This is a genomic window from Enterococcus sp. AZ196 (genome assembly GCF_050498845.1).
Lineage (GTDB): Bacteria > Bacillota > Bacilli > Lactobacillales > Enterococcaceae > Enterococcus_A > Enterococcus_A murrayae.
In genome coordinates, this window is sequence record NZ_JBIPAM010000001.1 from 1,517,773 (window position 1) to 1,533,172 (window position 15,400).

A 15,400-nucleotide genomic window follows, 5' to 3' on the forward strand; every position below is an offset into this window, starting at 1 on the left:
AAAGAAAAAAGTAGCCTTTCCTAGGAGTAGCGCCTCAATTGTTTTATTATAGTATAGATGGAACAATAAATACAAAGGAGCGTAAGTTTTATGGACAAAACAAAAATCAAAGAAGATTTATATGAAGCAGTCAATGGCGAATGGATCAAAGAAGCAGTGATCTCAGCAGATAAACCAGCGACAGGCGGCTTTCAAGACTTGGTTGATGACATCGATGACCTCTTGATGGCTGATACGAAAAAAATGAGCGACGATTCTTCACTTATTCCGAACCACTTGATGAAGGAATATATCGCCTACTTCCAATTAGCCAATGATTATCAAAAACGGGACCAAGATGGCGCGAAACCAATGCTTCCTTTATTGAAGCAAGTGGAAAAACTCAGCTCTCTCGAAGAACTTAGCCAGCAACTAACTAGCTGGGTACTGGATGGTCTGCCTCTCCCCTTCGGTGTTGATGTCGATGCGGACATGAAGAATACTAAAATCAACGCCTTATTTGCTGGTGCACCTAGTTTGATTTTGCCGGACAAAACCTATTATGAAGCAGAGCATCCACAAGCACCACAGCTTTTAGCGATATTCAAAGAAATGACGATGAAGCTTTTCGCACTTGCAGGCTATGATGCAGATACAGCAGAAAAAATGACAGATGAAGCCCTTCAATATGATAAGTTATTGGCCCCTCATGTAAAAAGCGCGGAAGAAAATGCGGATTATAGTAAAATGTACAATCCTGAAAGCGGCGAAGAATTTATCGCTCATAGTCAACACCTAGATCTGAAAACACTGTTGATCGGTTTAGTCGGTGAGGTTCCTGAAAAAATCATCGTGACCGAACCAGTCTTCTTCAATAAGCTGGATGACTTGGTAAATCCTGGTACCTTCCAGCAAATGAAGAGCTGGATGCTGGTGATGACAATCAACGCGTTGACTGCCTATTTAAGTGAAGAATTTCGTCAAGTCGGCGGCACATACAGCCGTGCGCTTTCCGGTGCGCCGGAATCACGTCCGCAAGAAAAAGCGGCCTTTTATTTAGCTTCAGGCCGCTTTGACCAAATCGTGGGCGACTATTACGGAAAAAAATATTTTGGCGAACAGGCAAAGAAAGATGTCGAACAAATGGTAAAACGGATGATCGGTATCTATCAAGATCGCCTAAGCAGCAACACATGGCTTAGTGAAGCTACTCGAGAAAAAGCCATCATCAAACTAAATACATTAGGCATCCATGTCGGCTACCCTGAAAAAATTCCGCCAATCTACACACAGTTCAAGGTAACACCAGCAGAAAAAGGCGGCACACTATTAGGCAATGCCCTGCATTTCAGCAAATTAAAACGGAAAGACGATTACGCAAAATGGAACCAGCCTGTTGAACGTGACGAGTGGGAAATGAGCGCAGATACTGTAAACGCGTATTACCATCCGTTCCGTAATATCATTGTTTTCCCCGCAGCAATTCTGCAGGCACCATTTTATAGCTTGGAGCAATCCAGCAGCGAAAACTTTGGCGGGATTGGTGCTGTGATCGCACATGAAATTTCTCACGCCTTTGACAACAATGGATCGCTTTTTGATGAATATGGGAACCTAAACAATTGGTGGACAGAGGACGATCAGAAGCATTTCCAAGAATTAGCGGATCAAATGATTGCTGAATTCGATGGGTTAGAAATCGCCGGCGGAAGAGTAAACGGTAAATTAACCGTCTCAGAAAATATCGCCGATGCTGGCGGCCTGAGCTGTGCTTTAGAAGCGGCGAAGAAAGATAAGGATGTTGATCTTGAAGGCTTCTTTATCAACTGGGCAACGATTTGGCGGATGAAAGCGCGACAAGAATACACTCAATTACTCTTATCGATTGATGTGCACGCACCCAACAAGTTGCGCGCAAATGTCCAGGTTCAAAACCTAACGGAGTTCTACCAAACCTTTGACATCCAATCAACGGACCCAATGTACCTAACACCAGAAAAACGGGTAAGTATTTGGTAGAACTAGCTTAAAAAATCAGAGCCAAGCCAAGGATAGTTAATAAAAAAACGGATAAATTCTGTTGCTTCCCTTCTATCTATGATTTGTTCATAGGAGAAGTGTCGCCACGGAATAAACCCGCACTCTTGTTTTGAGTGCGGGTTCTTGTCGTCCAAAATGAGCATGCATATCTTTTCTAGTGATGATGGAAACTTAGAAGAATTGATAGTCCCAAAAGACGATATAAGTAACTGATTTTGCAAAATGATATAAAGCTATGTAGCATGATGCTCACACGAAACGCCCTGACTGTGCGAAAGTCAGGGCTCTGTTTATAGACTTCTCTATTATGCTTTTGGTTTCTTTGAGTCGATCGCGTATTGACGTCGTCCGCCTGGTTTTGGCACAAGGTCGCCGATCATATTTCCAAAGCCGCCTTCTACACGTAATTCGTGGCCGTTCGTGTAATCTGAACGTTTGCTGGCTAAATACAATACTGCATTAGCAATATCCTGAACTTCTCCGATGCGGCGGTTCGCAGTCATTCTTCTTCTGCCTTCCTCAACTTCCGCGTCCTCATAGAATTTTGTTGATAATGGGGTTTTAACAAAGCATGGCAATACACAGTTACTGCGTACACCATATTGTCCCCACTCGCCGGCAATCATCTTAGATAGCATATTCACGCCAGCTTTACTTGGACTATATGCACCAGAATACGTTTCTGGAGCGATCGAAGCGATGGTGGAAATATGAACCATGCGTCCTGATTGCTGCTCGATCATTACTCGACCAATCCGTTGTGAGACTAGGAAATAGCCATTCAAGTTCACATCGATCGTTCTCTTCCATTCGTCTAAAGCTAAATCTTCCAATGGGCTGAATGTTAGAATCGCTGCTGTTTGAACCAATACATCGATTCTGTCAAAGTCAGCCTTCACTGTCTTCACCAAAGTATCTACTTGTTCTTCAACAGTAGAATTGCAGGCATAGCCTTTCGCTTTGACGCCATATTTATTCGCTAATTCTTTCGCATAGCTTTCAGCCGCTTCTTCATTTAAATCGACCAAAGCCAAATTTGCTTTTTGTTCAGCAAAATCATTCGCGATCTTACGTCCCATTCCACCTAATGCTCCCGTGATTACAACCACGTCATCTGCTAAATCTAACCATGAATTTTCCATTATTTCGCTCCTTAAAGGTTTTCTTTCTTTAAATATACTGAATCCCAACAGTGGATACTAATTCTTTTTTTCAATCAATCTATAGTCCTGTTCAATCAATCAGCAATAATCGTTTTGCCAGCTCTTGGCTATAGTCAGGTGCGACGGGGAAAAGCAGAACGATATTCAAAAGAATTGGTGAAAAGTTCAATCCCAGCAGCTCTTTTGCAAAGCTCATCGCCGCGATTTCACTGAGAGAATGCACACGTGCAGATTTCTTAAAGGGTCCTGCCCGATAGCTCAACTGCTTTTGAGTCGTAAACAATTGCTGCTGATTTTCTATATAATGATACAACTCGTGGGCTAGTAAAATTTCATCCACTCGTTGATCTTTAAGAAAATCCAGCTCAGCTAAAAAAGGTTCCGCCGCTTCCAGCAGGCTTTGATTGATTCGAATACGATTCGGCAATTGAAACTCCGCCAAAACAAAACGAAAATTTTCTGCTTTTAAATTCTCAGAAAAATAATCGATCTCAATCGCTTGCTGCTGACAATACTCCCGCAAATCTGCCACTGTTAAGTCCCTTGCAGCAGCTTTTCCGCATGCAATCGACTGATTCAGCAATTTTGAGTGCTGGTTCTCAGGTATTTTCTTATATAAAAGATCCTGCGATAATAAATACGCTGCATATTTTTCTTCGCTCAGCTTTAATAATTCACTGAAATCCATCGCCAGCACTCCCTTTCATTCGAATATTTTTTCTTAGTTTCCTCAGTCAAACATTTCTAATTGCTATCTAGCTTTCAATCATTAAATATAGCGATTTGCCGCTATAATGATGATTTCATCCGTACCGATGATCTCACTCATCTCAATCTCCATCAGCATCGTCAATTGAGAGAAGTCCGTACTGGAAAAGTCCAGCAGTCGCGGACCGACACAGAAATAATAGTCTGGGCGAATAATCAAATCACTTTGATAATTTGCCATACTTTCCCACAACTGATTGACTACTTCAAAATAACTTTGGATCGTCGTCTTAACTACCTGAGCATGCTCACGCTGGACACGAATAAAGCCTTTTTTATCGACGACTCGGATCGCATTGCCTTTTTTCGTACTTGCTCCATAAATATAAAAATGCTCTGTTGAATCTAACAGATCGATTTGCTCCGCAGGTAAACGAAGATCTTGGATCGCTATCTCTCGAGCTTCTGTCTCACTTGCGGCCGTTTGAAGCTCTGTTGCCTGAGCAGCCGTTGAGCCGGAAGCCCGTGCTGTGATTTTTTGTGTCTGAGGATCGATCTCGATATGGACCTCGACACTGTCTTCTGTTGCACCACTTTCGATCGCCATATCAGTAACTTCCTGTTTAATCGACTGTATATCCTGCTTCGTCGGATTCGGTACGATTCGTTCCACTACATCTTGAACCGCGGCTAAGGCGACACCAATAGAAGAAATAACTTCCGCGTTGTCTGGAATCTTATAATTCAGCTCCATCTGCTCCGCCGCAAATTTGATCAGTGAAGCAACTCCTCCACCAACACCAACCAAAGTCATTTGATTTTTTTCCAGCTGATATTTTTTCGCTAGTGACCGAATCACCGGGATGATTTTCTCAACTGCCTTGGCTAAAATCTGTTGGGCTACTTCTTCAACCGTCATATTCAAATATTCCGCCAAGGGTGCCATCGCTTTTTTCGCAGAAGCTACTCTACCACAGGAGAAATCCTCCTTTTTTACATACCCTAAAACATTGGCTGCACAAGAATTAGTGATCGTAACCCGCTTACCGCTGGCTAGCTTGATCGCTACATAATCTGCAGGATCGCCCTCTTTCGGTGAAAACAGCTCCAATTGCGGATCAACGATTTCCTCTTCAGGGGTATAAACCGCATATTCAAGTCCAGCAATGTGAGCACTACGAGGTCCAACATCCTTCACACCGCTTTTATTTACACGAATCATGCTACCGCCGGCCACACCGAGAACTCGGACATCCAGCGAACTAACATACGTTTTATGTCCAGAGATTTCTGAATAGTCGATCACGGGACGACCATTCTTGATGACACCTAGATTCGTCGAGGTTCCGCCAACTTCAAAATAGATCCCATTAGACGTTCGTAAATACATCAAAGCACCCATAACACTAGCAGCAGGTCCTGACAGCATCGTTAATACAGGCCGTTTCTTCATTTCTACGACATCCATCAGACCGCCGTCGCCCCGCATGATCATCAATGGAACATCTACTCCAGAAGAGCGGACACTTTCCTCTGTAGAATTAGCCGTCTCTAACATTTTAGGCAGGATCGACGCATTGATCGTGGCTGTGCGGGTCCGCCGGGACAAGCCATAAAGTTTGGTCATCTCAGAGGCTAGCGTTACTGGCACATTCTTTTGCCGAGCAACCTCTGCAATTTTTTCTTCCAAACCTAAATCATCAACCCCAAATGCGGCTGAAGCAACCAGCACTTCCATCTTTTCTGCTAAGAGCTCATCGATAGTTTTGGAAATCGCTTCTTCCGTTAACTCTTTTTCTGAAATAAAACGAGAAATGATATGAATACTTCGTCCCGTTCCCAAATCGATATCTTTTAAATTTGATTGAATCCGTGCCAACCAGCCTTCAATGCCCGATTTAGCCGTACTAATAATGCCGATTTTAGCGACATCGCCTTCCAATAGCGCATTGGTTGCCTGCGTTGTACTATGAGCAACAAAAACAACTTCATCGGATTCTATGTGATAATCGTGTAAACATTTTAAAAAGGAATTGACGACGCCTTCTGCTACTCCCTTTTCACTGTCGTGGGTGGTTTTTACAGAAGATTTTCCAATAATCTCTTGTGTATCATTGTCAATGGCTACAGCTTTTGTATGGGTACCGCCAACGTCAATCCCTATTCGAACTCTTCGTTTCATTAAGAGATTCCCCTTCTTTCCTTCATTTATACTGGGTTATTAAGTAAAAAGTTCGCAATTTCTAAAATCAAAGCTACTACTATCCCTGGTATAAACGTAACTTTCATATAGTCAATTGCATTAATCCGGTTAAAGCTCAATCCCCATGCATTCCAAGATATCGTAATATCAAAATGAGCCATGCCAATCAATACAGAAGCAAATAATGGGTATAAAAATGTCGTCGGATAATTCGTTGTTTGGCTGACTACTGCTAACAGTGCAGCCCCCGATCCAATCAGTGAGAGCGGTCCTTTGAACCAAGTCAGTGGAGCCAAGATCCCAAATAGAATACACAAGGCTAATGGCGCTGTTGGAATGATTCCGCCAATGATCTCTTCAAAATAAGGAGCAGCAAAAAATGCAGCATCATTGAACATTGCCAAGGTGATCCAGAAAGCTACCAAAGAAGAGGTGTCTTTGACTCCCTCTGTAAAAATGCGAGAGATTGTTCGACAGACTTCTCTAAAGCTGCCCTTCAGCTCCCCGCAAACCGCTAACGCATACATGCTTGACAAAATGAAGCATAGAATTACTGGTAAATCCAAAACAATCACACCTACTACCGGCAAAAATGGTGTAATTAATGATATCCCTGGTGCCTCTACGATTCTATTATCCTTTGTCGCAGCCCAAGCATAGGTCAGACTCTCAACACGTAAATAAATCATCGCTGCAATAGATACCACAATGATCATTACTAGAAACGCCAAGATCCCAAATGGAAAATAATCACTATACGAATATTCTGCTCCTCCATTCGAATTTAAAAAGAAGGCAGAATACTGTGCAAAATTGATGGGATTCAAAAACAATCCAGCTGCTACCGATCCAGTAAAGGAGAAGAAAGCAATCACTTTCGGAATACCAATAGAAAATAGAATCGGCAGAATGATTACCGCAATCGCGATAACAGAACCTGCACCCGTCATAGAAGTGAAAATGAATCCTGTAATCAAGTTCACAATTGCTAAAATAACCGCGGGATTATCGCCGCCTAATTCCACACTCTTGCGAATAATCGTCGAAGCGATTCCAGTATCTAATAATATACGGCCAAAAAAGGCTCCTAAGAAAATATTCATCAATGAAGCCCCATATTTTTCAGGCGCCGTTTGATAAACCGTTTTCAGCATATCATTGATCGTCATCCCGACAAATGCATCGTTCGGTGAAATCAGATGACCAATAATCGGTAAAACTGTCCAAATGGTAGCCATAATGAAAAAGCCCACCATTAGATTGTGTCCCTTGATACAAAATACGACCATTCCTATGAAGGAACAGATTAACAATAGCCCAATTATAATATCCATGGGTACCCCCTTTAATTCCTTCGCATCCAGTGTCAGATACAAAATTCAAAAAAATTTTAACCCTACAAATCCAAGATATGAAAACAAGGAGGAGACTGTTTCTTCCGAATACAGTTCTACCTCCACAAAAGTTATTTAGTTCTGTTTAGTCCTGTAATTTAGCAAAAGCACTGTAGCCAAAGATTTTCTTATGTTGGATAACTAAGTAAGTCATCATGACAATCGAGATTGCTCCAAACATTAGCAGTAAGCCCATCATAATATATACTGCTTGACCTTCACCAACAGATTTTGTCATATAAGCAACAAAGTAAGGCAAAGCAACACTAGCAACACTCATCCAAGTATAATAAATCCCGGTGTTTCTGCCTTTTCTTCCAGGTGAAAACATTTGGCGGACACTCAAGCCAGCCTGCAACGCACCACCCGCTGCGAAAAAGCCCAAACAAGCGATACTGATGTAGATCACTGTGACATCCTTGATTAATAGAACAGCTACCAGAGGAATGGTTGTGAAGATAGCATCAATAAACAACACCTTCACTGGATTCCATCTTAGCTTACCCATCATAAATGCCCAGAAAAGAACAGCTAAAATTGAACCGATGGTATAAACAGATGTTAGACTCGCTGCCTGCAACTCAGTCATCCCAACATTACTAAGACCGTAAGCCTTCGTATATTGTTGGCCGCCATACATAATGAACATGCAGACGAAGCCGTAGAACATAGTCGTGAAGTTTACTAATTTGTTAGGCTGAACCAGCATTTTCGCTTTCGCCTCATCAATTTCCTTCTGAACTAAATCTTCACTTGATTCAAGTGCTCCTTCTGCACCAGAACCATTTTTAGCTTTTTTACTAGCCTTCATATCATCATCATAAGCAAATGGACAAAGTAGTGACATGATCACACAGACTAGAGCTAACACCCCTGGAAGGATGATACTCATAGTATTTTGACCTGCTTCAGCAAAATTAACGACCATGATAGGGAAAATCACGCCAGCAATCGAAACAAACAGCTTGATCCCTAAAAGAGAGGACGCCGCATATTTAGGTGCAGCCTCTTGCGCTGCTGGATACAGTGCTGCATCCCACATTCCTGAATTAGCGATCCCTACTATGAATGCTGCTACATAAGCAATGTAGACATTCGTTGATAATAGCAGAACAACAAAGAATAAAAAGTAGATAATGGAGCCGCCGACTGCTAAAACTTTTCGTCCAACCTTATCGGAAATCTCCCCGCCGATCCATACAGAGATCAATTTCCCGAAACCGGTAAAAGTGATCGCCATTGAAACAGCGGCTGCTCCTGCAGTAGCATCAGTAAAGCCCCATTTTTCAAAAAAGTACGTAGCATTTTGACTCAAGCTAAGCGTTTGCATGCCATGAGTGAAATACGCTAAATACACAAAAATCAGAGACGGTAAATATTTTTTTCTCATACGATGATTACTCCTAATCGATTATTTAAAATGCCGTTTTATTTTTCCTTTGTCGGAAGAGGCTGCCCTGTAAAAATTTCAAAGGCTGCTTTCCCTTGTCCAAGCAACATACCTTCACCAGTAACTGTTTCACAACCTTGCTCTCTAGCATCCTTGATCAACTGAGTAACTGGAGGATTGTAAACCGCATCTGCCACAACTAAATCTTTATGGAAAATAGTCGGATCGCTGATCGGTGTTCTGGTAGAGCCTTCACCCATTCCAAGCGTTGTTCCATTGACTAAAACATCCGCCTCAGAAACTTTTTGTTTCAATAAGTCAGCATCCGTTAAATCGTGGATCGCCACGGCTAAATCAGGATAGAATTTTTTAATTCGTGCAACGGTCTCTTCACCTTTAACAAAGAAATCGTCTTTGATATTAAAAATATCGATAGCTGCTGCTTCTTCGATCGCTAACTGTACTTGGATCGCTGTTGCCGCACCGCCTGTTCCTAAAACGATAAATTTCTTCCCTTTAGGATCGACTCCATGCGCCTTCAGATTATCAATAAAGCCGATACCATCTGTGATATGCCCAGTTAATTTTCCATCCTTATTCTGGAAAGTATTGATCGCGCCAACCATTTGAGCTGCCGGTGATAATTCATCCATGTATTTCGCTGCCTCACCCTTACAAGGCATCGTTACATTGCCTCCAGGCATATTGAATGTTCGAACAGATTGGATCGCTTTTTCCACTTCATCGATCTGAACATCGAACGCTAGATAAACGGCATCGATTCCTAATTGTTCAAACCCATAATTGTACATCGCAGGAGACCCTGAATGCCCCACAGGACTTCCGATCAATCCATATAATTGTGTTTTACCTGATACGCCTTCTAACATAATTTCATCCACCCTTTTTTTAGTCTTCTAATAATTCTGGCCAAGCTTGCTTAATTACATCGATACTTGTGTCATAGTTCATTTGTGCTGCCTTTTCGTAGCCCAAACTTAAAATTGGATCAGAGATAACTTCGGTTCCAATCACGCGCGGTTTGATTCCGTGTTCTTTGATGGCTTTCAAGAAGCCGACTGTATCTCCCCAGCCAGTTCCCGGGCAAAGACGATCATGCATGGATTCATCACGTAAAATCGTATCTGGATAACGACGCTCTAATACGTCACAGATTTGAACTGAAACAATCTTTTCTGCCGGTACATCCTTCAAATCTTCTGCTAACGTTTCTGCACGTGCCCAATGCCACGTATCTAAAATCAACATACCATTTTCACAGTCAGCTCCTTTTACGATATTCCACGCACTCGCTAAATCTGGAACGCCGCTGTAAGGCATAAATTCTAAACCGATCACTAATTCTTTTGCTCGTGCACATAATTCTTTGAAGGCCTGAATATGAACTTCTGCCGGATATTTTTCCATCAATCCGCAGTTAATATGTCCTACTCCGAATAAACGTGCCATATGGTAAACCGTTTGTTCTTTGAATTGCTGTAACAAGGTTTCTGGTGTTTCCTGCGTTTTATTTGGATCTGCCCATAAGGTAATATATTCAACTTCTGTTACCTTCATGTCGTTTTCTGCTAAAATTTCCAACATCCGTTCATCTGAGTAACCTTGCTTGATTGCTAGCATATATGTTTCAGCACGTAAGCCGATGCCATCAAATCCTGCTGCCTTAGCAATTTTCACACGTTCTTCAAAATCAATTTCCATTCCTAATGTATAAGAGCTGATTGTTAATGGTACTTGTCTCATTCTTTCTCCTCCTAAAGTTTATGGCTAAAATCCTTAAAGTTATTTTTTTCACATGCTGGGCTGCAGTCCCTTAATGTACAAAAGCTTTTTTAATTGCGAAAACCGCGGCTTTCATAATGTATCGGCTTTCACAATCAAATCCTGCATTCATTTTAACGTGAGGCTTTTCAAAATTCTAATTGGTTTTTCTCGAATAATCTATAGGTAAAACATATAGGTTTTGCTATAATTATTTAAAAGGCCATATAAATAGGAGCGTGCGCATGAATTTACAACATTTGAAATATTTTGATGTCTTAGCCAAAGAACAACATTACACCCGATCTAGTAAAATTCTAAACGTTACGCAGCCCAGTTTGAGCAATGCTATCGCCTCGCTTGAAGATGAGCTGGGCATCACCTTGTTCGAAAAAAAAGGCCGAAATGTCGTATTGACTAAACCCGGTATAATTTTTCAAGATTACGTTTCCCGGACTTTAGGAACATTAGATGACGGGATTGAAACTGTGACCAAGATCAGCAAAGGCAGCGGGTTTATCAGCTTTGCCTTTTTACCTGTATTAGGAACGACCTTTGTACCAAAATTAGTCCGAGGATTTCGTGATGCTAACCCAGAGAAAGAAATTATTTTTGATTTCCATACCTCTTCTGGAGTAACCAAAGAAATAGTCGATGGGATCAAATCTATGCACTACGATATTGGTATCGCTTCCTATCTGCCGGATGAACCTAGTGTGGAATTTCTGCCGATTGCCAGCCAAGAGCTAGTCGTGATTGCGCCCTTGGATCATCCGCTAGCCCAGTTTGATCATATTTATTTAGAACAGACTCAGCCATACGAACAAATCGGCTTTAGTAAAAGCAGCGGTCTGCGCAATGTGATCGATGAAGCATTCCAGAACAACAATTGCAGTTACAATATTGTTTATGAAGTCACGGTGGATCAAGTCATCGCTGGACTTGTTAGCCAGGGCTTCGGTATCGCCGTAGTACCTAATATGTATATCTTGAAGCACCTGCCGCTAAAAACGATTCACTTGAAAAATGTGATGCGGGACCGTTCTTTCTATCTAGTTACTAACAAAGAAGCGTATCTTACACCAGCAGTGATCAATTTTAAGGAATTTGTCCTTGCTCATTCCGATCCAAAAGAAATCGTTTATTAAAAACCGCAAGAGCTTTGCTCCTGCGGTTTTCATTGCTTTATGGATTGATTTATTTTGCCGACTGATTTTTTTCTTTTTTACGCTTTGAACTGACAAGTGTGCGAGCCATCTCCTCGTGACAGTCATCTTCCAGAATTTTCACGAAACGGCGAACACCATTTTTCTCAAAGATCGTCAGCTTCGTCAAAATTTCTAATACTATATACAGCTCCTCTCCTGACTTGCTGAGATCAGCATTCTTAAAGGTAACCATGTGCTTCTTGCCTTGGACATCAGCGAAAAATGCTTTATAAGAAAAGCGAACATTCTCCTTATCAGCAAAGGCCGCTGCTCGATACTCTTCCGGATCTCGACTCGTTGCACAGAGCAGTATTTCATCAAATTTATCGTAGGTCGGTGCCGATGCTGCTCGGAAATACTTTGTTTCTGGTCGAATTTTCCGCGTCCATTCAGCGAACTCTGAGCGCGTTTTGAACAAGCGCCCTCGTACGACTTCCCATTCCTCGTAATCAAAATAATCGTAAAAATATAAGCAAAAATCACGCTTAGTATCGTTTGGTTCCCCTTTTAAAAACAGTTCACGAATAAGGCCCTTACACATGAAGGAGTAATCATCCATCACCATCGCATTCCTCATCAAAAGAGCCATGCCATATTCGATCACAACATCTTCCTTCTGGGTCTCATGATAATATTGAAGAATTTTCTTTTCTAAAGAATCTCGATTCATTTGAAGCAATTGTCTTTCTTGTAATGGTTGCACGTTCATTGTCCCCTCTTCTTATAAACTATCCCTTTGTGCGGCTTCTTCTTCGCGCCTACGTTGAAGAAATGCAGCATCTTCGTCTTTATCCCCGTAAAAAGTATGGCTTATTACTGTTTGACATTCAGAATGGACTACTTCATAAAATCTCCGAATACCATTTTTTTCGAAAATTGTCAGCCTTGTCAAAATCGTCAATAATGTAGATAGTCTATTACTCGGCATACTTATATCTGCATTTTGAAATTTTTGCTTGTGTTTCTTTCCCTGCTCATCTTTGAAAATTGCTTCATAATAATAATCGTAACGATCCTTCTCGACCTTATCATCCAAATAGTGTTCGTGAAGCCATTCTTTCTTCATAATCGTAGGAGCAGACTCCGCTCGTACAAATTTTGTTTCTGGTCGAATCCCGCGAGTATGCTCAGAAAATGCAGCTCGACTTTTGAACAATCGCTTTCTTACCGTTTCCCATTCCTCATATTCAAAGAAATCGTAGAAATACAAACAATAATCCCGTAATTTATCACTAGGCTCACTAGTCAGAAAAATTTCCTTGATCAACTCCTTACAGACAAATGAATAATTGTCCATCGTAATCCCATTGAACACTAGAACTGCCAGACTATAGTCTAATACTGTCTCTATATCCTGCGTTTCTAGATAGTATTGATTAATCCTTTTCTCCAGGTTTTTTCGTTTCATTCGAAACAACTGTCTTTCATTTAACGGTTTTACAGTCATATTCGGACCTCTCTTCTTTATAATCTCTCTCGTTCTATAGTACCTCTAAAATACGCAGAAAATTACCCAATTTTTTCGAATATAAAAAAGTTTCTCAATACTTGCAGGAATGAAAATGAAAAGATTGTTTCCTATTTCATTCTGTGCTAGTATTTCTTCGGGGACTCCCCAAAAAAATAAATCAGAGTAGGAAATAAAGCGTCAAGTGCTGGAGGGATGGGATGTTGTCCTCTGGACGAAAGACTTAGTCTGCGGTTTTATTTTCGCATTCGCTGCATGAAGATGTAGCAGCTCTATAAGGAGATGCTAGAAATGAAGAAACACCTCGATGCTAGAAGCATCACAACGATGGCGCTATTGATCGCCATGATGGTCACTCTGTCTCGGATTTTAGGAATCGAGACACAATTTCTCAAAGTCAGCTTTACCTTTATCCCAGAAATCATTATGGGCATGCTGTTTGGTCCTTTCTGGACGGGAATAGGCTCGGTCATCGCTGATTTTATTGGTATGTCACTTTTTGCGAAAGCGCCGTTTTTCATTGGTTTTACCATTAACGCCTTTCTTGAAGGAGCGATTTACGGCTACTTCTTTTATAAGAAAGAAATCACTTGGAAAAACTCGATCCAATCGGTGCTGGTAACGACGATCCTGATCAACTTAATTCTGACCCCGCTATGGCTGGCAATGATGTATCATGTGCCATTAAACAGCTGGGTAATCTGGGCACCACGTTTGATCAAAACTGTGATTTGGATCCCGATCCAAGCGTTCATTACCTATTTCTTAGGGGGCGTATTACCCTATAAGCAATGGATCGCTCGCTTCAATCGCGCACATTAATTTTTGAGATTTTATTATATTTCTTTGAAAGTAGTTATTTCTTTCACAGTATATATCCCTTTAGAGGCTGTCTTATCCCATAGACAGTCTCTATTTTTGTCGGTTCCGCATTCCCCAGTTAATGGCTTTCTCCATAGATAAAGCATTCGCGTTTAATCAGTATAGCGCGATGATATGCGCACAAGAATTAAAAAATTTTCCTTTTTTTATGTGTCAGCTGTGTTATTTTTCTCAAGCATAATGATGGCTATTCATTTTGGAACGCGCTATGCTATGAAAAATTTAAAATGAAAGCTGGGAGAAAAATGAAAACTTCTGATGTCTTGATTGTCCCTAAGGACCGTTCACTTTACTTTTTCCCTGCCATCTCAGATTTGAGTGTTTGTTCAGGGAAAGAATTACTTGCAGCAAGCAACGATTATTTACGTCACTATTTGAAAAATTTTCAATTAATCATATTTTTAGATTTTGGCTTCGAACCAGAAATGGCGGCAAGAATTCGCCCATTCACAAAAGCGAAGATCGTCTTATTTTTCTGGAACCATTTTAAGTTGGAGCATTATCGCAAGCTGAATGCCGCCCAAAAAGAAGCGGCCATCGATGAAATCTATCACTTTGATCCATTAGAAGCTCGCGATTTAGGCCTAAAGCACAACAGCTCATTTTACACGCAATCCGTTGGTGAAGCATTACATGATACAGACTATGATATCTTCTTTGGCGCCAATGACAATGGTCGTAAACAGCAGGCTATGGAGCTTAAACAGCGCTTTGAGTCGCTTGGCTTATCGACGTTTTATCACATCCTGCCCAAACGAGGGAACGAACAAGACGGCTATTTGCCCTATGAGGATTATTTGAAATTGGTCAAGCGCAGCAAAGGAATCCTAGAAATTTTACGTGCTGGTCAATACGGTGTGACGCTGCGCACCTTTGAGTCGCTCTTCTTACAGAAGAAATTGGTTACAGCCAATGAGATGCTGCCATTTTATCGCCTCTATGACCCAAGGAACGTCTTCATGATCGGACCAAATTTGAGCCAACTAACTGCCTTCTTGAATATTCCGTACCAGCCTGCCGATCAAGAAATGCTGGATTTCTTCGAAGCGAAGAATTGGGTCAAACGCTTCATCGATTACGATCCAAAACTTTTTGAAGAATACGAGTACTATCCTGAATTAATGAAGCATGAAAGTGCACTCTAAAAAACAGCCTCATCAGTAAGCTTACTGACGAGGCTGCT

13 protein-coding genes and 1 riboswitch are annotated in these 15,400 nt (G+C 41.3%); of the genes, 4 read left to right on the forward strand and 9 right to left on the reverse strand.

Annotated features, from left to right (window positions below):
* Positions 1-90: 90 nt before the first annotated feature.
* Positions 91-1,998 (forward strand): M13 family metallopeptidase, encoded by a 1,908-nt coding sequence (locus IGI67_RS07395; protein ID WP_429957273.1) that lies wholly within the window; start codon positions 91-93, stop codon positions 1,996-1,998.
* A gap of 326 nt (positions 1,999-2,324) precedes the next feature.
* Here the strand turns inward: IGI67_RS07395 and IGI67_RS07400 are convergent, their stop codons facing one another.
* From IGI67_RS07400 to IGI67_RS07430, 7 genes are all read right to left on the reverse strand, one after another.
* Positions 2,325-3,161 (reverse strand): SDR family NAD(P)-dependent oxidoreductase, encoded by an 837-nt coding sequence (locus tag IGI67_RS07400; protein ID WP_429957274.1) that lies wholly within the window; start codon positions 3,159-3,161, stop codon positions 2,325-2,327.
* 91 nt (positions 3,162-3,252) lie between these two features.
* Entirely contained in the window at positions 3,253-3,870 is a 618-nt protein-coding gene (locus IGI67_RS07405) for a hypothetical protein (RefSeq protein WP_429957275.1), read from the reverse strand.
* A gap of 81 nt (positions 3,871-3,951) precedes the next feature.
* Entirely contained in the window at positions 3,952-6,072 is a 2,121-nt protein-coding gene (locus IGI67_RS07410; RefSeq protein WP_429957276.1) for a hydantoinase/oxoprolinase family protein, read from the reverse strand.
* 26 nt (positions 6,073-6,098) lie between these two features.
* On the reverse strand, positions 6,099-7,427 hold the full coding sequence (locus IGI67_RS07415; protein ID WP_429957277.1) for a citrate transporter: 1,329 nt from the start codon (positions 7,425-7,427) through the stop codon (positions 6,099-6,101).
* A gap of 145 nt (positions 7,428-7,572) precedes the next feature.
* Complete coding sequence (locus IGI67_RS07420; protein ID WP_207110273.1) at positions 7,573-8,877, reverse strand: MFS transporter; 1,305 nt, start codon at positions 8,875-8,877, stop codon at positions 7,573-7,575.
* Between the two features lie 38 nt (positions 8,878-8,915).
* Positions 8,916-9,767 carry a shikimate dehydrogenase gene (locus IGI67_RS07425; protein ID WP_429957278.1) on the reverse strand — a complete coding sequence of 284 codons (852 nt, stop codon included), beginning with the start codon at positions 9,765-9,767 and terminating at the stop codon, positions 8,916-8,918.
* A gap of 19 nt (positions 9,768-9,786) precedes the next feature.
* Complete coding sequence (locus tag IGI67_RS07430; RefSeq protein WP_429957279.1) at positions 9,787-10,641, reverse strand: sugar phosphate isomerase/epimerase family protein; 855 nt, start codon at positions 10,639-10,641, stop codon at positions 9,787-9,789.
* Positions 10,642-10,904: 263 nt separating this feature from the next.
* Between IGI67_RS07430 and IGI67_RS07435 the strand changes: the two genes are divergently transcribed.
* Positions 10,905-11,807, forward strand: a complete 903-nt coding sequence (locus IGI67_RS07435) for a LysR family transcriptional regulator (RefSeq protein WP_429957280.1) — start codon at positions 10,905-10,907, stop codon at positions 11,805-11,807.
* A gap of 49 nt (positions 11,808-11,856) precedes the next feature.
* Here the strand turns inward: IGI67_RS07435 and IGI67_RS07440 are convergent, their stop codons facing one another.
* Complete coding sequence (locus IGI67_RS07440) at positions 11,857-12,576, reverse strand: hypothetical protein (protein WP_429957281.1); 720 nt, start codon at positions 12,574-12,576, stop codon at positions 11,857-11,859.
* 12 nt (positions 12,577-12,588) lie between these two features.
* Positions 12,589-13,314 (reverse strand): hypothetical protein, encoded by a 726-nt coding sequence (locus IGI67_RS07445; protein ID WP_429957282.1) that lies wholly within the window; start codon positions 13,312-13,314, stop codon positions 12,589-12,591.
* 180 nt (positions 13,315-13,494) lie between these two features.
* A riboswitch (THF riboswitch) is annotated at positions 13,495-13,591 on the forward strand.
* Between the two features lie 35 nt (positions 13,592-13,626).
* Between IGI67_RS07445 and IGI67_RS07450 the strand changes: the two genes are divergently transcribed.
* Positions 13,627-14,157, forward strand: coding sequence for a folate family ECF transporter S component (locus IGI67_RS07450; RefSeq protein ID WP_207110267.1), 531 nt, complete (start codon positions 13,627-13,629; stop codon positions 14,155-14,157).
* 305 nt (positions 14,158-14,462) lie between these two features.
* Positions 14,463-15,362: an oligosaccharide biosynthesis protein Alg14 gene (locus IGI67_RS07455; RefSeq protein WP_207110266.1), complete on the forward strand. Its 900-nt coding sequence runs from the start codon at positions 14,463-14,465 to the stop codon at positions 15,360-15,362.
* The last annotated feature ends 38 nt before the right edge of the window (positions 15,363-15,400 follow it).

Bases quoted from the DNA above. Each gene is read 5' to 3' on its own strand.
- IGI67_RS07395 (WP_429957273.1), top strand. From the start codon at position 91: ATGGACAAAACAAAAATCAAAGAAGATTTATATGAAGCAGTCAATGGC.
- IGI67_RS07400 (WP_429957274.1), bottom strand. From the start codon at position 3,161: ATGGAAAATTCATGGTTAGATTTAGCAGATGACGTGGTTGTAATCACG.
- IGI67_RS07405 (WP_429957275.1), bottom strand. From the start codon at position 3,870: ATGGATTTCAGTGAATTATTAAAGCTGAGCGAAGAAAAATATGCAGCG.
- IGI67_RS07410 (WP_429957276.1), bottom strand. From the start codon at position 6,072: ATGAAACGAAGAGTTCGAATAGGGATTGACGTTGGCGGTACCCATACA.
- IGI67_RS07415 (WP_429957277.1), bottom strand. From the start codon at position 7,427: ATGGATATTATAATTGGGCTATTGTTAATCTGTTCCTTCATAGGAATG.
- IGI67_RS07420 (WP_207110273.1), bottom strand. From the start codon at position 8,877: ATGAGAAAAAAATATTTACCGTCTCTGATTTTTGTGTATTTAGCGTAT.
- IGI67_RS07425 (WP_429957278.1), bottom strand. From the start codon at position 9,767: ATGTTAGAAGGCGTATCAGGTAAAACACAATTATATGGATTGATCGGA.
- IGI67_RS07430 (WP_429957279.1), bottom strand. From the start codon at position 10,641: ATGAGACAAGTACCATTAACAATCAGCTCTTATACATTAGGAATGGAA.
- IGI67_RS07435 (WP_429957280.1), top strand. From the start codon at position 10,905: ATGAATTTACAACATTTGAAATATTTTGATGTCTTAGCCAAAGAACAA.
- IGI67_RS07440 (WP_429957281.1), bottom strand. From the start codon at position 12,576: ATGAACGTGCAACCATTACAAGAAAGACAATTGCTTCAAATGAATCGA.
- IGI67_RS07445 (WP_429957282.1), bottom strand. From the start codon at position 13,314: ATGACTGTAAAACCGTTAAATGAAAGACAGTTGTTTCGAATGAAACGA.
- IGI67_RS07450 (WP_207110267.1), top strand. From the start codon at position 13,627: ATGAAGAAACACCTCGATGCTAGAAGCATCACAACGATGGCGCTATTG.
- IGI67_RS07455 (WP_207110266.1), top strand. From the start codon at position 14,463: ATGAAAACTTCTGATGTCTTGATTGTCCCTAAGGACCGTTCACTTTAC.